The organism is Staphylococcus sp. EG-SA-2 (assembly GCF_017152085.1).
Window position 1 is genome coordinate 1 of sequence record NZ_JACYHC010000522.1, and the last position, 19,119, is coordinate 19,119.

The following is a 19,119-nucleotide window of genomic DNA, read 5'->3' on the forward strand; positions in this document are numbered from 1 at the left end:
TTGGAATCTCTAAACCTTTAATGTTAGTTAGACGAGCTTTTTCACGTAATTGGTTTTTAGCAAATGGTTCTGAAACAATTTCTTTAGAAAGTGTTTTTGGTAAGAGCTTATCTCCACCTGAATCATTACCTGTTGGTAAAGCGTGTAATAAACGTTGTGCCTCCATTGAAGGTTTTTCAAATTCATTTGGTAAAATCGCGTGACGATAAAACTCTGCCTTAGCTTTAACCATCTTCTCATGATCATTTAAAGATTGATAAGCTTCTCCTGTGTCTTTAACTTTCGCTTTTTCTTTTTCTTCAATGTCTTGTACTTGTCTTTCAACAATGTTAAATCTTTGTTGTAAGCCTGCTTTTTCTGTTTCTAGTTGTTTGATGTCTTCCATATCAATATTTGGATCTGTTGCTTTCTGACTCAACTCATCATTTTTATTTTTTAATTGTTGTCCAATCATACCTAATGATTGTTTTAATTCATATAATGTCGGCATTTCATTTCCTCCTAATAACTCATTGTCATTTTTAAAATTTCGCATTCGCGTTTAATTTTTTCTCTTTTTTCTTTTTCTTCTAGTGACATACTTTCTTTAGGTGTTTCAACCAATTCAGATGTATCTACATCATCAATTTTTGTGATTTTGTCTACATCTTTCTTTAAATCTTCCGGGACGTTCTCGAAACGCTTATACTGCTCTTTAGAGATACTAGCAGCTATTTCATTAGCTCCTAAAACTTCATCTATTAAGCCAAAAGATAAGGCTTCTTCAGCAGTAAGCCATGTTTCTGCATCTAACATCTGCTTTAATTGTTCTTGATCTAAGTTTTTTGCTTTATCCAAATACGCTGAATTACTAACAGCATCTGTTTTATCAAGTAAATCCGCTGTCTTTCTTAATTCTTCTGCATTACCTACAGTCATAACCCATGAATTATGAATCATTAAAAAACTATTTTTGGGTTTAAAAATAGCATAAAAATCTAGTTATCCGCATAAAAACTGGACTTATCACACTTTATCAAGGTCAAAACCACTCAATTTACTACTAATTTACTACTTATGAATGAGCTTTGATACGACGATTTATCCTTGAAAAGTGAAGATATAAAGATACTTCCAATAAAATTTGAATATTTAATAGGTAGACACTTCAAAAAATGAGGTGTCTATTTTTTTACCCGATTTTGAAAGGAAGTGAACTTATGAAAACAAAAAATCAAGAATCAAAAGGTCGTTCCCCACTCTTTAAGACCATCAAACATTCATTCAGCCAATAAAAAAGAAAGGATAGGTAAAAATATGGAACTTAAATTTGTGATTCCCAACATGGAAAAAACATTCGGCAATTTAGAATTTGCTGGCGAGGATAAAGTCGTTCAGCGAAGAATCAACGGACGGCTAACTGTCTTATCAAGAAGCTATAATCTCTATTCTGATGTTCAAAGAGCAGATGATATTGTGGTGGTGCTTCCTGCTGAAGCTGGCGAAAAACATTTCGGCTTTGAGGAACGTGTGAAGTTAGTCAATCCACGTATTACCGCAGAGGGCTACAAAATCGGCACTCGTGGTTTTACAAATTACCTTTTACATGCTGACGACATGATAAAAGAATAAAGAAAGAGAGGAAAAATGATGAGATTAGCAAATGGCATTGTATTAGATAAAGACACGACTTTTGGAGAATTGAAATTCTCTGCTCTACGTCGTGAAGTGAGAATCCAAAATGAAGACGGGTCGGTTTCAGATGAAATCAAGGAACGTACCTATGACTTAAAATCCAAAGGACAAGGACGCATGATTCAAGTAAGTATTCCTGCCAGCGTGCCTTTGAAAGAGTTTGATTATAACGCACGGGTGGAACTTATCAATCCCATTGCGGACACCGTTGCTACTGCCACCTATCAAGGAGCAGATGTTGACTGGTATATCAAGGCAGACGATATTGTGCTGACAAAGGATTCTAGTTCATTCAAAGCTCAACCACAAGCAAAGAAAGAACCGACACAAGACAAATAGTCGCTAGGTAGAAAGGAGACTTTTTCGCATGAAACAGCGTGGTAAAAGGATTCGCCCATCTGGTAAAGATTTAGTCTTTCATTTTACGATAGCGTCACTCCTGCCTGTTTTCCTGCTGGTTGTCGGACTGTTTCATGTGAAGACAATCCAGCAGATCAACTGGCAGGATTTTAACCTATCACAAGCAGATAAGATTGACATTCCCTATTTAATTATCAGTTTCAGTGTCGCAATTCTTATCTGCTTGCTGGTAGCGTTTGTATTCAAACGGGTTCGCTATGATACGGTTAAACAACTTTACCACCGTCAAAAACTGGCAAAGATGATACTTGAAAACAAGTGGTATGAATCTGAACAGGTCAAAACAGAGGGTTTCTTTAAAGATAGTGCTGGTCGTACAAAGGAAAAGATAACCTACTTCCCTAAAATGTATTATCGACTTAAAAATGGCTTGATACAGATACGGGTGGAAATCACGCTGGGAAAATATCAAGACCAACTCTTACACTTGGAAAAGAAATTAGAGAGTGGCTTGTACTGTGAGCTGACGGATAAAGAGTTAAAGGATTCCTATGTGGAATATACTTTGCTCTATGACACCATAGCCAGTCGTATTTCTATTGATGAAGTAGAAGCTAAAGATGGTAAACTTCGCTTAATGAAAAACGTATGGTGGGAATATGATAAGCTCCCTCATATGTTGATTGCTGGTGGTACAGGTGGCGGTAAAACTTACTTTATACTGACACTGATTGAAGCCTTGCTTCATACAGATTCAAAACTGTATATTCTTGACCCGAAAAATGCTGATCTTGCGGACTTAGGTTCTGTGATGGCAAATGTCTACTATAGAAAAGAAGACTTGCTTTCTTGCATTGAAACATTCTATGAAGAAATGATGAAACGTAGTGAGGAAATGAAGCAGATGAAGAACTATAAGACTGGCAAAAATTATGCTTACTTAGGTCTCCCGGCACACTTCTTAATCTTTGATGAATACGTCGCTTTCATGGAAATGCTGGGAACAAAAGAAAACACCGCAGTTATGAATAAGCTGAAACAGATTGTCATGTTAGGTCGTCAAGCTGGCTTCTTTCTAATACTGGCTTGTCAACGTCCAGACGCAAAATATTTAGGCGACGGAATCCGTGATCAGTTTAATTTCAGAGTGGCTTTAGGTCGTATGTCTGAAATGGGCTATGGCATGATGTTTGGCAGTGACGTACAAAAGGATTTCTTCTTAAAGCGAATCAAAGGTCGTGGCTATGTTGATGTAGGAACAAGTGTCATATCAGAGTTTTATACTCCCCTTGTACCAAAAGGATATGATTTCTTGGAGGAAATTAAAAAGTTATCCAACAGCAGACAGTCCACGCAGGCGACGTGCGAAGCGGAAGTCGCAGGTGTGGACTGATCTTGCTGGCTGGTGTGGCAATAGCCACGCCAGCACTTACCCCCCCCGTATCTAACAGGGGGGTACAAATCGACAGGAAACAGTCAAAAAAACATTAGAAAATCCTTTGGTTACAAGGGATTTACAAAATTTCAGCGTATGTCAAATGGGCTTTAAAAGTTGACATACGCCTTTTTGATTGGAGGGATTTTTACTGAATGAACAAACTTGGTTACAGCATTTAAAAGAAAAACGCTTGGCTTATGGACTATCTCAAAACCGTTTAGCTGTTGCGACTGGTATTACAAGGCAGTATCTAAGCGATATTGAAACAGGAAAAGTCAAGCCATCAGAGGATTTACAGCAGTCCCTTTGGGAAGCTCTGGAACGCTTCAATCCCGACGCTCCCCTTGAAATGCTGTTTGATTATGTAAGAATTCGCTTTCCGACAACAGACGTACAGCAGGTGGTCGAAAACATCTTACAACTGAAACTGTCCTATTTTCTTCATGAGGACTATGGTTTCTATTCTTATTCAGAGCATTATGCTTTAGGCGACATATTCGTCCTTTGCTCCCATGAACTGGACAAAGGAGTTCTGGTGGAATTGAAAGGTCGTGGGTGCAGACAATTTGAAAGCTATCTTCTGGCACAACAAAGAAGCTGGTATGAGTTCTTTATGGACGTTTTGGTGGCTGGCGGTGTGATGAAACGCCTTGACCTTGCCATTAACGATAAGACAGGGATTTTAAATATCCCTGTACTCACTGAAAAGTGCCAACAGGAAGAATGTATCTCCGTCTTCCGCAGTTTTAAAAGCTATCGCAGTGGCGAACTGGTACGCAAAGAGGAAAAGGAATGTATGGGAAACACCCTCTATATCGGTTCATTACAAAGTGAAGTTTATTTCTGTATCTATGAAAAGGACTACGAGCAGTACAAGAAAAATGATATTCCCATTGAAGACGCAGAAGTAAAAAACCGTTTTGAGATTCGATTGAAAAATGAGCGTGCCTATTATGCAGTCCGTGATTTACTCGTCTATGACAATCCAGAGCATACCGCCTTTAAAATTATCAATCGGTATATCCGTTTTGTAGATAAAGACGATTCCAAACCTCGTTCTGATTGGAAACTGAATGAAGAATGGGCTTGGTTTATTGGGAACAATCGTGAACGATTAAAACTAACCACAAAACCAGAGCCTTACTCCTTCCAAAGGACGCTGAACTGGCTATCTCATCAAGTTGCCCCGACCTTAAAGGTTGCGATTAAACTTGATGAAATCAACCAGACGCAGGTTGTAAAAGACATTCTCGACCATGCGAAACTGACAGACCGACACAAGCAGATTTTGAAGCAACAGTCAGTAAAAGAACAGGACGTGATAACAACAAAAAAATAACTCAAATACAAATTCATTGAATATAGAGAGGAGAACATTTTTATGAATTTTGGACAAAACCTTTATAACTGGTTTCTATCAAACGCTCAATCACTGGTGCTTTTAGCAATCGTTGTGATTGGCTTGTATCTTGGCTTCAAGCGTGAGTTTAGCAAACTGATTGGCTTTTTAATTATTGCGATTATTGCGGTTGGCTTAGTCTTCAACGCTGCTGGAGTAAAAGACATTTTACTAGAGCTATTCAATCGCATTATTGGTGCTTAAATAAAACCGTTCTTTTGTGGAATATAAGTGGTTTTCTTATGTTCCGCAAAGGAATGGTACACCAAACGAAGTGCGGTAGGGATTTTTGAATCTCTACAAAGAAAGGACGTGAATATATGGACGATATGCAAGTCTATATTGCGAATTTAGGCAAATACAATGAGGGCGAATTGGTCGGTGCGTGGTTTACCTTTCCCATTGACTTTGAGGAAGTCAAAGAGAAAATCGGCTTGAATGATGAATATGAGGAATACGCCATTCATGACTACGAGTTACCCTTTACGGTTGACGAATACACTTCCATTGGCGAACTCAATCGACTATGGGAAATGGTATCGGAATTACCCGAAGAATTACAATCGGAGCTATCTGCTCTGCTCACTCATTTTTCAAGCATTGAAGAACTAAGCGAACATCAAGAGGATATTATCATTCATTCCGATTGTGATGATATGTATGACGTGGCACGCTACTACATTGAAGAAACGGGTGCTTTAGGCGAAGTACCAGCTAGTCTTCAAAACTATATTGATTATCAAGCCTATGGTCGGGATTTAGACCTTTCAGGAACGTTTATCTCAACCAATCATGGGATTTTTGAAATCGTCTATTAAATCTGTCGGTACATTACTACTGGCAGATTTTCTATTTTACGGGGTGGCTCAATCAGCTACCCCTATTTTTTATGAAAGGATTGATTACATGAAGAAAATACGAAGCTATACCAGTATCTGGTCTGTGGAAAAGGTACTGTATTCTATCAATGATTTTAGACTTCCGTTTCCCATAACCTTTACGCAAATGACATGGTTTGTCGTGTCACTCTTTGCAGTGATGATACTTGGCAACTTGCCCCCTCTTTCCATGATAGAGGGAGCATTTCTCAAATACTTTGGGATTCCTGTGGCTTTCACATGGTTTATGTCTACAAAAACTTTTGATGGTAAAAAGCCTTATGGATTTTTGAAGTCTGTCATTGCTTATGCACTGCGACCAAAGCTGACCTATGCAGGAAAAAAAGTAACGCTTGGCAGAAACCAGCCACAAGAAGCCATTACAGCAGTTAGGAGTGAATTTTATGGCATATCCAATTAAATACATTGAAAACAATCTCGTCTGGAATAAAGACGGGGAATGTTATGCTTACTATGAGCTTGTTCCTTACAATTACTCATTTCTAAGTCCAGAACAGAAAATACAAGTGCATGATTCTTTCAGACAGCTTATCGCACAAAATCGTGATGGCAAAATTCATGCTTTACAAATCAGTACAGAATCCAGCATACGTTCTGCACAAGAGCGTTCCAAAAATGAAGTCACTGGCAAGCTCAAAGCGGTTGCCTATGACAAAATCGACCAACAGACAGACGCTTTAATATCCATGATTGGCGAAAATCAAGTGAACTACCGTTTCTTTATCGGCTTTAAGTTGCTTCTCAACGATCAGGAGTTTTCTATGAAAAGTCTTACCGTTGAAGCAAAAAATGCTTTGTCTGATTTTGTCTATGATGTGAACCATAAGCTGATGGGCGATTTTGTTAGTATGAGTAATGATGAAATCCTGCGTTTTCAGAAGATGGAAAAGCTCTTAGAAAATAAAATCTCTCGTCGTTTCAAAATCCGCAGGTTAGATAAGGACGACTTCGGCTATCTGATTGAACACCTTTACGGACAGACAGGCACTGCCTATGAAGAGTATGAGTACCATCTATCAAAGAAAAAGCTGGATAATGAAACGCTGATTAAATACTATGACTTGATTAAGCCTACTCGCTGTTTGGTGGAAGAAAAACAGCGATATTTGAAAATCCAGCAGGAAGATGAAACCGTCTATGTAGCTTACTTTACCATTAACAGCATTGTCGGAGAACTGGACTTCCCGTCCTCTGAAATCTTCTACTACCAGCAACAGCAATTTACATTCCCGATTGATACGTCAATGAATGTGGAAATTGTAGCGAATCGTAAAGCCCTATCTACTGTCCGCAATAAAAAGAAAGAACTGAAAGACTTGGATAACCACGCTTGGCAAAGTGATAATGAAACCAGCTCCAATGTGGCGGAAGCTCTGGAAAGTGTGAATGAGCTGGAAACCAATTTAGACCAAAGCAAGGAATCTATGTACAAGCTGTCTTATGTGGTAAGGGTATCAGCAAATGATCTTGACGAACTCAAACGTCGTTGTAATGAAGTGAAAGATTTTTATGACGATTTAAGCGTAAAACTGGTACGACCATTTGGGGATATGCTCGGCTTACATGAAGAATTTTTACCTGCCAGCAAGCGTTATATGAATGATTATATTCAATACGTGACCTCTGATTTCCTCGCTGGTTTAGGTTTTGGTGCTACTCAAATGCTGGGGGAAAATGAGGGGATTTATGTTGGCTACAGCTTAGATACTGGACGCAATGTCTATCTGAAACCTGCTCTTGCCAGTCAAGGGGTTAAGGGTTCAGTAACCAATGCGTTAGCGTCGGCTTTTGTTGGTTCGCTGGGTGGTGGTAAATCCTTTGCGAATAACCTTATCGTCTATTATGCGGTGCTTTATGGGGCACAAGCAGTGATTGTAGACCCAAAAGCAGAACGTGGCAGATGGAAAGAAACCTTGCCAGAGATTTCCCATGAAATCAATATCGTCACTCTGACTTCTGATGAGAAAAACAAAGGCTTACTTGACCCTTATGTGATTATGAAAAATCCCAAAGATTCTGAATCACTGGCTATTGATATTCTGACATTCCTTACGGGGATTTCCTCTCGTGATGGGGAACGCTTCCCAATCCTTAGAAAAGCCATTCGTGCAGTAACCAATAGTGAAGTACGAGGGTTGATGAAAGTGATTGAGGAATTACGGGTTGAGAATACGCCACTAAGTACCAGTATAGCCGACCATATCGAAAGTTTTACAGACTATGACTTTGCACATTTATTATTCAGTAATGGTTATGTGGAGCAGTCTATCAGCTTAGAAAAACAACTGAACATTATACAGGTTGCGGACTTGGTACTTCCCGACAAGGAAACTTCCTTTGAGGAATATACCACTATGGAGCTTTTATCCGTTGCTATGCTGATTGTCATTAGTACCTTTGCTTTAGACTTTATCCATACAGACCGAAGCATTTTCAAGATTGTAGATTTAGACGAAGCATGGAGCTTTTTACAGGTAGCACAAGGAAAAACACTATCTATGAAGCTGGTTCGGGCTGGTCGTGCTATGAACGCTGGGGTATATTTCGTGACCCAAAATACAGACGACCTCTTAGATGAAAAACTGAAAAATAACCTCGGCTTAAAATTTGCATTTCGTTCCACTGACCTTAACGAGATTAAAAAGACCTTAGCCTTTTTTGGTGTAGACCCAGAGGACGAAAACAATCAGAAGCGATTGCGTGATTTGGAAAACGGGCAATGCCTTATCAGTGATTTATATGGTCGTGTCGGTGTGATACAGTTCCACCCTGTATTTGAAGAACTGCTCCATGCCTTTGATACCAGACCACCTGTGCGAAAAGAGGTGTAAATGTGAAACCATCAATAGTAAACAGAATAAAATCAAACTGGACGCTGAAACGTCTAGGTAAAGTGGCAATGACAGTGGCTTTCACACTTGTGATTGCCATTTTTCTTTTAGCCATGCTGGGAACGGTGGTTCAAGCTGCGGGCTTGGTAGATGATACGGTCAATGTGGCAAATGAATACAGCCGATACCCACTTGAAAACTATCAACTGGATTTTTATGTGGATAATAGCTGGGGCTGGCTTCCGTGGAACTGGTCGGACGGGATTGGAAAACAGGTCATGTATGGACTATATGCCATTACCAATTTTATTTGGACAATCAGTTTGTATGTTTCCAATGCGACAGGTTACTTAGTACAGGAAGCCTATTCCTTAGACTTCATTTCCGCTACAGCAGATTCCATTGGTAAGAATATGCAGACCTTAGCTGGTGTGAGTGCAAACGGATTTTCAACAGAGGGTTTCTATGTTGGATTCCTCTTACTCTTGATTTTGGTTCTTGGGGTTTATGTTGCCTATACGGGACTGATAAAGAGAGAAACCACAAAGGCAATTCATGCCATTATGAATTTTGTGCTGGTGTTTATCCTATCGGCTTCCTTTATTGCCTACGCTCCCGACTACATTAAAAAAAATCAATGACTTTTCATCAGACATCAGTAATGCCAGTTTATCACTTGGCACGAAGATTGTCATGCCCCATTCCGATAGTCAAGGCAAGGACAGCGTGGACTTAATCAGAGATAGCCTGTTTTCCATACAGGTTCAGCAACCGTGGCTACTGCTTCAATACAACAGTTCAGACATTGAAAGTATCGGTATTGACCGTGTGGAAAGCCTGCTCTCCACCAGCCCAGATTCCAACAATGGCGAAGACAGAGAAAAAATTGTTGCGGAAGAAATTGAAGACAGAAGCAATACCAATCTAACCATTACAAAGACCATTAACCGTTTAGGTACAGTCTTCTTCCTATTTGTCTTCAATATTGGGATTTCCATATTTGTATTCCTATTAACAGGAATCATGATTTTCTCGCAGGTACTTTTTATCATCTATGCTATGTTTCTGCCTGTGAGCTTTATTTTAAGCATGATTCCATCATTTGATGGTATGTCAAAACGAGCCATAACAAAGCTCTTTAATACCATTTTGACACGAGCTGGAATCACATTGATTATTACGACAGCATTTAGTATTTCAACCATGCTCTATACCTTATCGGCTGGTTATCCGTTCTTTTTGATTGCTTTTCTACAGATTGTGACCTTTGCAGGAATCTACTTCAAGCTGGGCGATTTAATGAGTATGTTTTCTCTACAGAGTAACGATTCTCAAAGTGTGGGAAGTCGTGTGATGAGAAAACCTCGTATGCTTATGCACGCTCACATGCACCGTCTACAGCGGAAACTTGGACGTTCCATGACTACTCTAGGGGCTGGGTCTGCCATTGTTACAGGTAAAAAAGGACAGTCGGGTTCGGGGAGTTCTGCAAGGACACAAGCAGATCACTCCCGACCAGACGGAAAGGAAAAATCAACACTTGGAAAACGTATCGGTCAAACCATCGGTACAGTAGCTGATACCAAAGACAGAATGGTAGACACTGCTAGTGGTTTGAAAGAACAGGTTAAAGATTTGCCGACCAATGCAAGATATGCAGTATATCAAGGAAAATCCAAAGTAAAAGAGAATGTCCGTGATTTAACCAGTAGTATTTCTCAAACCAAAGCGGACAGAGCCAGTGGACGCAAGGAACAGCAGGAACAAAGGCGAAAAACCATTGCGAAGCGTCGCTCTGAAATGGAACAGGTCAAACAGAAAAAACAGCCTGCTTCTTCTGTTCATGAAAGACCGACTACAAGACAAGAACAATATCATGATGAACAGACCTCAAAACAGTCTAATATTCAGACTTCATATAAGGAATCTCAACAAGCCAAACAAGAGCGTCCAGCAGTTAAGTCCGATTTTTCAAGTCCAAAAGTGGAACGCCAAGGCAATACCGTTCAAGAAAAAACCGTTCAAAAGCCAGCAACTTCAACCACTACAGCAGATAGAACTTCACAACGTCCAATCACAAAAGAACGTCCGTCTACTGTTCAAAGAGTACCACTACAAAATACAAGAAGTAGACCACCAATCAAAACCGCCACCATTAAGAAAGTCGGTAAGAAACCATGAAGTTGAAAACTTTAGTGATTGGTGGTTCTGGATTATTCTTGATGGTCTTCTCACTGCTTCTGTTTGTTGCCATTTTATTTTCAGATGAACAGGACAGCGGAATTTCCAATATTCATTATGGAGGTGTGAATGTTTCCGCAGAAGTGCTGGCTCATAAGCCTATGGTAGAAAAATATGCCAAAGAATATGGCGTTGAAGAATATGTCAACATACTTCTTGCGATTATACAGGTGGAATCGGGCGGTACTGCGGAAGATGTTATGCAGTCCTCGGAATCCCTCGGTCTTCCACCTAATTCATTGAGTACAGAAGAATCCATTAAGCAAGGTGTGAAGTATTTCAGTGAATTATTAGCCAGTAGCGAAAGGCTCAGTGTAGATTTAGAATCGGTTATCCAGTCCTACAATTATGGTGGTGGTTTCTTAGGGTATGTGGCTAATCGTGGAAATAAATATACCTTTGAACTGGCTCAAAGTTTCTCAAAAGAGTATTCAGGTGGCGAAAAAGTGTCTTACCCCAATCCCATAGCCATACCTATCAATGGGGGCTGGCGATACAACTATGGCAATATGTTTTATGTGCAACTGGTAACGCAGTATCTTGTCACAACAGAGTTTGATGATGATACGGTACAAGCCATCATGGACGAAGCACTGAAATATGAGGGCTGGCGATACGTTTACGGTGGAGCTTCCCCGACTACTTCTTTTGATTGTAGCGGACTGACACAATGGACGTATGGAAAAGCTGGAATTAACTTACCACGAACCGCACAACAGCAATATGATGTGACCCAGCATATCCCACTATCGGAAGCACAAGCTGGCGATTTGGTTTTCTTTCATTCTACCTATAACGCTGGCTCTTATATTACTCATGTTGGGATATACCTTGGCAATAACCGTATGTTTCATGCAGGCGACCCAATCGGTTATGCCGACTTAACAAGCCCCTACTGGCAACAGCATTTAGTGGGAGCAGGACGAATCAAACAATGAGAAAGGAAGATTTAATGATGAAATTTAGAAAAAATCAGAATAAAGAAAAACAGATACCAAAGGAAAAGAAACCTCGTGTCTATAAGGTCAATCCTCATAAAAAGGTTGTGATTGCCTTGTGGGTACTTTTAGGGCTTAGTTTCAGCTTTGCGATATTCAAGCACTTTACAGCTATAGATACTCATACTATTCACGAAACAACTATCATAGAAAAGGAATACGTTGATACTCATCATGTAGAAAATTTTGTAGAGAACTTTGCGAAAGTCTACTATTCATGGGAGCAATCCGATAAGTCCATTGATAATCGAATGGAAAGTCTAAAAGGCTATCTGACAGATGAACTTCAAGCTCTCAATGTTGATACAGTACGCAAAGATATTCCTGTATCGTCTTCTGTAAGAGGATTTCAGATATGGACGGTAGAGCCAACTGGCGACAATGAGTTTAATGTAACCTACAGTGTAGACCAGCTCATTACAGAGGGAGAAAATACAAAGACCGTCCACTCTGCTTATATTGTGAGTGTCTATGTAGATGGTTCTGGAAATATGGTACTGGTTAAGAATCCGACCATTACCAACATACCTAAGAAATCAAGTTATAAACCAAAAGCCATTGAAAGTGAGGGGACGGTTGATTCCATTACAACCAATGAAATCAATGAGTTTTTAACGACGTTCTTCAAGCTCTATCCTACAGCGACAGCCAGTGAACTTTCCTACTATGTGAATGACGGGATATTAAAACCAATCGGAAAAGAGTACATCTTTCAAGAACTGGTAAATCCTATTCACAATCGTAAGGATAATCAAGTCACGGTATCGCTGACAGTGGAGTATATCGACCAGCAGACCAAAGCAACGCAGGTATCTCAATTTGATTTGGTACTTGAAAAGAACGGGAGTAATTGGAAGATTATAGAATAACAAATATTGGTACATTATTACAGCTATTTTGTAATCACGTACTCTCTTTGATAAAAAATTGGAGATTCCTTTACAAATATGCTCTTACGTGCTATTATTTAAGTATCTATTTAAAAGGAGTTAATAAATATGCGGCAAGGTATTCTTAAATAAACTGTCAATTTGATAGTGGGAACAAATAATTGGATGTCCTTTTTTAGGAGGGCTTAGTTTTTTGTACCCAGTTTAAGAATACCTTTATCATGTGATTCTAAAGTATCCGGAGAATATCTGTATGCTTTGTATGCCTATGGTTATGCATAAAAATCCCAGTGATAAGAGTATTTATCACTGGGATTTTTATGCCCTTTTGGGCTTTTGAATGGAGGAAAATCACATGAAAATTATTAATATTGGAGTTTTAGCTCATGTTGATGCGGGAAAAACTACCTTAACAGAAAGCTTATTATATAACAGTGGAGCGATTACAGAATTAGGAAGCGTGGACAAAGGTACAACGAGGACGGATAATACGCTTTTAGAACGTCAGAGAGGAATTACAATTCAGACAGGAATAACCTCTTTTCAGTGGGAAAATACGAAGGTGAACATCATAGACACGCCAGGACATATGGATTTCTTAGCAGAAGTATATCGTTCATTATCAGTTTTAGATGGGGCAATTCTACTGATTTCTGCAAAAGATGGCGTACAAGCACAAACTCGTATATTATTTCATGCACTTAGGAAAATGGGGATTCCCACAATCTTTTTTATCAATAAGATTGACCAAAATGGAATTGATTTATCAACGGTTTATCAGGATATTAAAGAGAAACTTTCTGCCGAAATTGTAATCAAACAGAAGGTAGAACTGTATCCTAATATGTGTGTGACGAACTTTACCGAATCTGAACAATGGGATACGGTAATAGAGGGAAACGATGACCTTTTAGAGAAATATATGTCCGGTAAATCATTAGAAGCATTGGAACTCGAACAAGAGGAAAGCATAAGATTTCAGAATTGTTCTCTGTTCCCTCTTTATCATGGAAGTGCAAAAAGTAATATAGGGATTGATAACCTTATAGAAGTTATTACTAATAAATTTTATTCATCAACACATCGAGGTCCGTCTGAACTTTGCGGAAATGTTTTCAAAATTGAATATACAAAAAAAAGACAACGTCTTGCATATATACGCCTTTATAGTGGAGTACTACATTTACGAGATTCGGTTAGAGTATCAGAAAAAGAAAAAATAAAAGTTACAGAAATGTATACTTCAATAAATGGTGAATTATGTAAGATTGATAGAGCTTATTCTGGAGAAATTGTTATTTTGCAAAATGAGTTTTTGAAGTTAAATAGTGTTCTTGGAGATACAAAACTATTGCCACAGAGAAAAAAGATTGAAAATCCGCACCCTCTACTACAAACAACTGTTGAACCGAGTAAACCTGAACAGAGAGAAATGTTGCTTGATGCCCTTTTGGAAATCTCAGATAGTGATCCGCTTCTACGATATTACGTGGATTCTACGACACATGAAATTATACTTTCTTTCTTAGGGAAAGTACAAATGGAAGTGATTAGTGCACTGTTGCAAGAAAAGTATCATGTGGAGATAGAACTAAAAGAGCCTACAGTCATTTATATGGAGAGACCGTTAAAAAATGCAGAATATACCATTCACATCGAAGTGCCGCCAAATCCTTTCTGGGCTTCCATTGGTTTATCTGTATCACCGCTTCCGTTGGGAAGTGGAATGCAGTATGAGAGCTCGGTTTCTCTTGGATACTTAAATCAATCATTTCAAAATGCAGTTATGGAAGGGATACGCTATGGTTGCGAACAAGGATTATATGGTTGGAATGTGACGGATTGTAAAATCTGTTTTAAGTACGGTTTATACTATAGCCCTGTTAGTACTCCAGCAGATTTTCGGATGCTTGCTCCTATTGTATTGGAACAAGTCTTAAAAAAAGCTGGAACAGAATTGTTAGAGCCATATCTTAGTTTTAAAATTTATGCGCCACAGGAATATCTTTCACGAGCATACAACGATGCTCCTAAATATTGTGCGAACATCGTAGACACTCAATTGAAAAATAATGAGGTCATTCTTAGTGGAGAAATCCCTGCTCGGTGTATTCAAGAATATCGTAGTGATTTAACTTTCTTTACAAATGGACGTAGTGTTTGTTTAACAGAGTTAAAAGGGTACCATGTTACTACCGGTGAACCTGTTTGCCAGCCCCGTCGTCCAAATAGTCGGATAGATAAAGTACGATATATGTTCAATAAAATAACTTAGTGTATTTTATGTTGTTATATAAATATGGTTTCTTGTTAAATAAGATGAAATATTTTTTAATAAAGATTTGAATTAAAGTGTAAAGGAGGAGATAGTTATTATAAACTACAAGTGGATATTGTGTCCTGTATGTGGAAATAAAACACGATTAAAGATAAGGGAAGATACTGAATTAAAAAAATTCCCCCTCTATTGTCCGAAATGCAGACAAGAAAATTTAATTGAAATAAAGCAGTTCAAAGTAACTGTGATTACAGAGCCAGACGCAAAGACGCAGAGCCGATAAAATGAGATTAATACAATCTCATTTTATCGGCTCTTTCCGTTATGTATGGATTCTTTTAATTAGTCTTCGATGTTTCTTGCTTCGTTGATACCGCTGGCTAAAGATTCCATTAAGGATAGTTCTTTGTCTGTAAAGCTATCCATGTATTTCTCTATCTGTAATCGTCGGGTGCTTTTTACCAAGTTATTAGCAGGTAAGAAAAATTCATCAACGGAAACATGAAGTAACGATACAAGGTCATAAAGAACTTGTATGCTGGGGTGTTGCCCTTTATTTTCAATATTAGTTAAGTACCGTGGGTCAATTTCAATCAATGCTCCCACTTGTTCACGAGTTAAACCTCGTTTCAATCGAGCTTCTTTAATGGCTAAACCAAAGGCTCTAAAATCATATTTATCTTCTTTTTTACGCATAGTAGACCACCTCTATACATTTTATTGTTCCTACTGAATTAAAAACAGGTATAGAAAAACGTGTTATATGGTTTATAGGTTTATATTTAATAAAAAGCACTACTAAACGCCAATAAAAAAAACCGTTATATGGTAGTGCTATTTACGCTGTTAAAATATTGTATATTACTTCCAAATGGCGGTTTGTTGGAGGTCAACGTCGCCATGAAGTACATCATATACAATAAATTTCCTTACATTGGGTTCTTGTCAAAAAAAGTCGTCTATCTGCAATAGATAAGTACGTCCACCAATGTGGTTTTATAAATCATATAGATAGAATAACAGAAGCATGTAAACAGAGAAATAAATCTGTTTATATGCTTTTTTGGCTATTCAGAACTTTTTTACAAAGTTTATTTATCAGTAATGCAACAAATCCCCCTTTCACATTGGGACTAAGAGTGAAAGGAGATAAACGAGCAAGGCTCACTTCCTTTCCTAGACAGAAAGGGGGTGAGAAACATGAAACCATCTTCTTTTCAGACCACAATAGAAAATCAGTTTGACTATATCTGTAAACGTGCTATGGAAGACGAGCGAAAGAATTATATGCTTTATCTTTCAAGGATTGCAAAGCGTGAGGTGTCCTTTTCGGATGTTGGCGATTATCTTGTTAGCCAGTTTGCGACAACAGATAACTATTCAACTGACTTTCAGATTTTTACACTCAATGGGTTATCAGTAGGCGTTGAAAATGATTTGTTGAGTGAAGCATTACGTGAGTTGCCAGACAAGAAACGTGAAATTCTACTGCTGTTTTACTTTATGGACATGAGCGATTCAGAAATTGCAGACCTGTTGAAATTGAACCGTTCTACTGTCTATCGGCATAGAACCAGTGGACTAGCCTTAATTAAAAAGTTTATGGAGGAATTTGAAGAATGAAAACACAATATCCTATGATTCCCTTTCCTCTCATTGTAAAGGCAACAGATGGCGATACCGAAGCGATTAACCAGATTCTACATCATTACAGAGGGTACATAACGAAGCGTTCCCTACGACTTATGAAAGATGAATATGGCAATCAAAGTATGGTCGTTGATGAAGTCTTACGTGGAAGAATGGAAACCAGACTGATTACAAAGATTTTGTCATTTGAAATTAAGTAATATCCTCTCTCCTTTCGTGGAAGCGTGCTAAACCATTCCACGCTTCCCGAACAGGGAGGTTTGTTATTCCACCAAAGCATATTGAGCTTTCAATGTGTTTTGATAGGCTAACGAGCCATTGTTCTTTGAAAACTGAATAAAAGTAATCGAATACGTTTCGATAAGAAAAGAGCCAACGGAACTAACCGCCATGACCTATCTTATAAAGATAGCGAGCGATTCATGTTAGTGATCCGAGAAGCAATCTTTAGCAGGATTGCCTGCAACGACATTCTTATCGTGATAATGATACTCCCATACAGTCAATAGTCCGAGCGTGATAAAACCGTCGCAGGCAATGAGTATGGCTACATGAGAACCATGCAGGGGTGGAACTCCCGTGAGCTTTGCTAAAGCTGTTCGATTGCTGGTAAAACAACTTTTATGAAATCCAAATAAGTGATTTGGAAAGGAGGATTTTATGAAGCAGACTGACATTCCTATTTGGGAACGTTATACCCTAACCATTGAAGAAGCGTCAAAATATTTTCGTATTGGCGAAAACAAGCTACGACGCTTGGCAGAGGAAAATAAAAATGCAAATTGGCTGATTATGAATGGCAATCGTATTCAGATTAAACGAAAACAATTTGAAAAAATTATAGATACATTGGACGCAATCTAGCGTCGCCAAAGGGTCTTGTATATGATAAAATAGTATTAAGTCGTATCAAGGCTCTTTCCATAAAGGAAAGGAGCAAATGCCATGTCAGAAAAAAGACGTGACAATAAAGGTCGAATCTTAAAGACTGGAGAGAGCCAACGAAAAGACGGAAGATACTTATACAAATATATAGATTCATTTGGAGAACCGCAATTTGTTTACTCGTGGAAACTTGTGGCTACAGACCGAGTACCAGCAGGAAAGCGTGATTGTATCTCACTTAGAGAGAAAATCGCAGAGTTACAGAAAGACATTCATGATGGTATTGATGTTGTAGGAAAGAAAATGACACTCTGCCAGCTTTACGCAAAACAGAACGCTCAAAGACCAAAGGTTAGAAAAAACACTGAAACTGGACGCAAATATCTTATGGATATTTTGAAGAAAGACAAGTTAGGTGTAAGAAGTATTGACAGTATTAAGCCATCAGACGCTAAAGAATGGGCTATTAGAATGAGTGAAAATGGTTATGCTTATCAAACCATCAATAACTACAAACGTTCTTTAAAGGCTTCATTCTATATTGCTATACAAGATGATTGTGTTCGGAAGAATCCATTTGACTTTCAACTGAAAGCAGTTCTTGATGATGATACTGTCCCTAAGACCGTACTAACAGAAGAACAGGAAGAAAAACTGTTAGCCTTTGCAAAAGCTGATAAAACCTACAGCAAAAATTATGATGAAATTCTGATACTCTTAAAAACAGGTCTTCGTATTTCAGAGTTTGGTGGTTTGACACTTCCAGATTTAGATTTTGAGAATCGTCTTGTCAATATAGACCATCAGCTATTGAGAGATACTGAAATTGGGTACTACATTGAAACACCAAAGACCAAAAGTGGCGAACGTCAAGTTCCTATGGTTGAAGAAGCCTATCAAGCATTTAAGCGAGTGTTAGCGAATCGAAAGAATGATAAGCGTGTTGAGATTGATGGATATAGTGATTTCCTCTTTCTTAATAGAAAGAACTATCCAAAAGTGGCAAGTGATTACAACGGCATGATGAAAGGTCTTGTTAAGAAATACAATAAGTATAACGAGGATAAATTGCCACACATCACTCCACATAGTTTGCGACATACATTCTGTACCAACTATGCAAATGCAGGAATGAATCCAAAGGCATTACAGTACATTATGGGACATGCTAATATAGCCATGACGCTGAACTATTACGCACATGCAACATTCGATTCTGCAATGGCAGAAATGAAACGCTTGAATAAAGAGAAGCAACAGGAGCGTCTTGTTGCTTAGTAGTACAAATGAATTTACTACTTATTTACCACTTCTGACAGCTAAGACATGAGGAAATATGCAAAGAAACGTGAAGTATCTTCCTACAGTAAAAATACTCGAAAGCACATAGAATAAGGCTTTACGAGCATTTAAGAAAATATAAAAAGATAATTAGAAATTTATACTTTGTTTGTGCATAAAAATAGTGTCACCACTCATAGCGATAACACTAGCAATTGATGCCGCTAAGGCATCGACATAGATATTAATTTTTGCAGGATGCATTTTTAGCATATTGTATATTGCATGCCCTTCA

Annotated in this window: 19 protein-coding genes and 3 pseudogenes; 18 read left to right on the plus strand and 4 right to left on the minus strand. The window is 38.4% G+C overall.

The features are described from left to right. Positions 1–490, minus strand: a 490-nt coding sequence (locus tag IDG60_RS08425; RefSeq protein ID WP_206160618.1) for a phage major capsid protein, incomplete at its 3' end; no start/stop codon positions are given. Between the two features lie 11 nt (positions 491–501). Further along, positions 502–966 (minus strand): annotated as a pseudogene (locus tag IDG60_RS08430) (ATP-dependent Clp protease proteolytic subunit); the annotation flags it as partial. A gap of 330 nt (positions 967–1,296) precedes the next feature. On the opposite strand from IDG60_RS08430, the gene IDG60_RS08435 reads away from it, so the two are divergent. The 14 genes and pseudogenes from IDG60_RS08435 (at position 1,297) to IDG60_RS08510 (ending at position 15,291) form a co-directional block, all read left to right on the plus strand. Further along, entirely contained in the window at positions 1,297–1,611 is a 315-nt protein-coding gene (locus IDG60_RS08435) for a YdcP family protein (RefSeq protein ID WP_000420682.1), read from the plus strand. Between the two features lie 18 nt (positions 1,612–1,629). Continuing rightward, the gene (locus IDG60_RS08440) at positions 1,630–2,013 is read left to right on the plus strand and encodes a YdcP family protein (RefSeq protein ID WP_001234286.1); all 384 of its coding nucleotides are present in this window, start codon (positions 1,630–1,632) and stop codon (positions 2,011–2,013) included. Positions 2,014–2,041: 28 nt separating this feature from the next. Continuing rightward, on the plus strand, positions 2,042–3,427 hold the full coding sequence (locus IDG60_RS08445; protein WP_000813488.1) for an FtsK/SpoIIIE domain-containing protein: 1,386 nt from the start codon (positions 2,042–2,044) through the stop codon (positions 3,425–3,427). A gap of 178 nt (positions 3,428–3,605) precedes the next feature. Continuing rightward, positions 3,606–4,811: a MobT family relaxase gene (gene mobT, locus IDG60_RS08455; protein ID WP_000398284.1), complete on the plus strand. Its 1,206-nt coding sequence runs from the start codon at positions 3,606–3,608 to the stop codon at positions 4,809–4,811. A gap of 42 nt (positions 4,812–4,853) precedes the next feature. Next, positions 4,854–5,075 (plus strand): hypothetical protein, encoded by a 222-nt coding sequence (locus IDG60_RS08460; protein ID WP_001009056.1) that lies wholly within the window; start codon positions 4,854–4,856, stop codon positions 5,073–5,075. A 116-nt stretch (positions 5,076–5,191) separates the two neighbouring features. Next, positions 5,192–5,689 (plus strand): antirestriction protein ArdA, encoded by a 498-nt coding sequence (locus IDG60_RS08465; RefSeq protein WP_000342539.1) that lies wholly within the window; start codon positions 5,192–5,194, stop codon positions 5,687–5,689. Positions 5,690–5,777: 88 nt separating this feature from the next. Then, on the plus strand, positions 5,778–6,170 hold the full coding sequence (locus tag IDG60_RS08470; RefSeq protein ID WP_000723888.1) for a conjugal transfer protein: 393 nt from the start codon (positions 5,778–5,780) through the stop codon (positions 6,168–6,170). Beyond that, positions 6,154–8,601 (plus strand): conjugal transfer ATPase TcpF, encoded by a 2,448-nt coding sequence (tcpF, locus tag IDG60_RS08475; RefSeq protein ID WP_000331160.1) that lies wholly within the window; start codon positions 6,154–6,156, stop codon positions 8,599–8,601. Before IDG60_RS08470 ends, tcpF begins: the two co-directional genes overlap by 17 nt. A gap of 2 nt (positions 8,602–8,603) precedes the next feature. Further along, a pseudogene (locus IDG60_RS08485) lies at positions 8,604–10,782 on the plus strand (CD3337/EF1877 family mobilome membrane protein). Beyond that, positions 10,779–11,780 (plus strand): bifunctional lytic transglycosylase/C40 family peptidase, encoded by a 1,002-nt coding sequence (locus tag IDG60_RS08490; protein ID WP_000769868.1) that lies wholly within the window; start codon positions 10,779–10,781, stop codon positions 11,778–11,780. The pseudogene IDG60_RS08485 and the gene IDG60_RS08490 overlap by 4 nt, the downstream one beginning before the upstream one ends. Next, positions 11,777–12,709, plus strand: coding sequence for a conjugal transfer protein (locus tag IDG60_RS08495; protein ID WP_001224318.1), 933 nt, complete (start codon positions 11,777–11,779; stop codon positions 12,707–12,709). The genes IDG60_RS08490 and IDG60_RS08495 overlap by 4 nt, the downstream gene beginning before the upstream one ends. A 283-nt stretch (positions 12,710–12,992) precedes the next feature. Further along, a complete protein-coding gene (locus IDG60_RS08500) occupies positions 12,993–13,070 on the plus strand; it encodes a tetracycline resistance determinant leader peptide (protein WP_078372222.1) in 78 nt (25 codons plus the stop codon). Positions 13,071–13,085: 15 nt separating this feature from the next. Then, complete coding sequence (tet(M), locus tag IDG60_RS08505) at positions 13,086–15,005, plus strand: tetracycline resistance ribosomal protection protein Tet(M) (RefSeq protein WP_000691736.1); 1,920 nt, start codon at positions 13,086–13,088, stop codon at positions 15,003–15,005. 118 nt (positions 15,006–15,123) lie between these two features. Then, positions 15,124–15,291 carry a cysteine-rich KTR domain-containing protein gene (locus tag IDG60_RS08510; RefSeq protein WP_000336323.1) on the plus strand — a complete coding sequence of 56 codons (168 nt, stop codon included), beginning with the start codon at positions 15,124–15,126 and terminating at the stop codon, positions 15,289–15,291. Between the two features lie 59 nt (positions 15,292–15,350). On the opposite strand, the gene IDG60_RS08515 is transcribed toward IDG60_RS08510, so the two are convergent. Beyond that, entirely contained in the window at positions 15,351–15,704 is a 354-nt protein-coding gene (locus IDG60_RS08515; RefSeq protein WP_001227347.1) for a helix-turn-helix transcriptional regulator, read from the minus strand. A gap of 504 nt (positions 15,705–16,208) precedes the next feature. Here IDG60_RS08515 and IDG60_RS08520 point away from each other — a divergent pair. From IDG60_RS08520 to IDG60_RS08535, 4 genes are all read left to right on the plus strand, one after another. After that, the gene (locus IDG60_RS08520) at positions 16,209–16,631 is read left to right on the plus strand and encodes a sigma-70 family RNA polymerase sigma factor (protein ID WP_000804885.1); all 423 of its coding nucleotides are present in this window, start codon (positions 16,209–16,211) and stop codon (positions 16,629–16,631) included. Next, on the plus strand, positions 16,628–16,858 hold the full coding sequence (locus IDG60_RS08525) for a helix-turn-helix domain-containing protein (RefSeq protein WP_000857133.1): 231 nt from the start codon (positions 16,628–16,630) through the stop codon (positions 16,856–16,858). Before IDG60_RS08520 ends, IDG60_RS08525 begins: the two co-directional genes overlap by 4 nt. A 460-nt stretch (positions 16,859–17,318) precedes the next feature. Next, complete coding sequence (locus IDG60_RS08530) at positions 17,319–17,522, plus strand: excisionase (protein WP_000814511.1); 204 nt, start codon at positions 17,319–17,321, stop codon at positions 17,520–17,522. 81 nt (positions 17,523–17,603) lie between these two features. Next, positions 17,604–18,821, plus strand: a complete 1,218-nt coding sequence (locus tag IDG60_RS08535) for a tyrosine-type recombinase/integrase (RefSeq protein WP_001291561.1) — start codon at positions 17,604–17,606, stop codon at positions 18,819–18,821. A gap of 165 nt (positions 18,822–18,986) precedes the next feature. On the opposite strand, the pseudogene IDG60_RS08540 reads toward IDG60_RS08535, so the two are convergent. Continuing rightward, a pseudogene (locus IDG60_RS08540) lies at positions 18,987–19,119 on the minus strand (ATP-dependent Clp protease proteolytic subunit); the annotation flags it as partial.

What these genes read in the sequence shown, in the direction of transcription:
- IDG60_RS08435 (WP_000420682.1), top strand. Translation starts at nt 1,297, where the DNA reads ATGGAACTTAAATTTGTGATTCCCAACATGGAAAAAACATTCGGCAAT.
- IDG60_RS08440 (WP_001234286.1), top strand. Translation starts at nt 1,630, where the DNA reads ATGAGATTAGCAAATGGCATTGTATTAGATAAAGACACGACTTTTGGA.
- IDG60_RS08445 (WP_000813488.1), top strand. Translation starts at nt 2,042, where the DNA reads ATGAAACAGCGTGGTAAAAGGATTCGCCCATCTGGTAAAGATTTAGTC.
- IDG60_RS08460 (WP_001009056.1), top strand. Translation starts at nt 4,854, where the DNA reads ATGAATTTTGGACAAAACCTTTATAACTGGTTTCTATCAAACGCTCAA.
- IDG60_RS08465 (WP_000342539.1), top strand. Translation starts at nt 5,192, where the DNA reads ATGGACGATATGCAAGTCTATATTGCGAATTTAGGCAAATACAATGAG.
- IDG60_RS08470 (WP_000723888.1), top strand. Translation starts at nt 5,778, where the DNA reads ATGAAGAAAATACGAAGCTATACCAGTATCTGGTCTGTGGAAAAGGTA.
- tcpF (WP_000331160.1), top strand. Translation starts at nt 6,154, where the DNA reads ATGGCATATCCAATTAAATACATTGAAAACAATCTCGTCTGGAATAAA.
- IDG60_RS08490 (WP_000769868.1), top strand. Translation starts at nt 10,779, where the DNA reads ATGAAGTTGAAAACTTTAGTGATTGGTGGTTCTGGATTATTCTTGATG.
- IDG60_RS08495 (WP_001224318.1), top strand. Translation starts at nt 11,777, where the DNA reads ATGAGAAAGGAAGATTTAATGATGAAATTTAGAAAAAATCAGAATAAA.
- IDG60_RS08500 (WP_078372222.1), top strand. Translation starts at nt 12,993, where the DNA reads ATGCCTATGGTTATGCATAAAAATCCCAGTGATAAGAGTATTTATCAC.
- IDG60_RS08515 (WP_001227347.1), bottom strand. Translation starts at nt 15,704, where the DNA reads ATGCGTAAAAAAGAAGATAAATATGATTTTAGAGCCTTTGGTTTAGCC.
- IDG60_RS08520 (WP_000804885.1), top strand. Translation starts at nt 16,209, where the DNA reads ATGAAACCATCTTCTTTTCAGACCACAATAGAAAATCAGTTTGACTAT.
- IDG60_RS08525 (WP_000857133.1), top strand. Translation starts at nt 16,628, where the DNA reads ATGAAAACACAATATCCTATGATTCCCTTTCCTCTCATTGTAAAGGCA.
- IDG60_RS08530 (WP_000814511.1), top strand. Translation starts at nt 17,319, where the DNA reads ATGAAGCAGACTGACATTCCTATTTGGGAACGTTATACCCTAACCATT.
- IDG60_RS08535 (WP_001291561.1), top strand. Translation starts at nt 17,604, where the DNA reads ATGTCAGAAAAAAGACGTGACAATAAAGGTCGAATCTTAAAGACTGGA.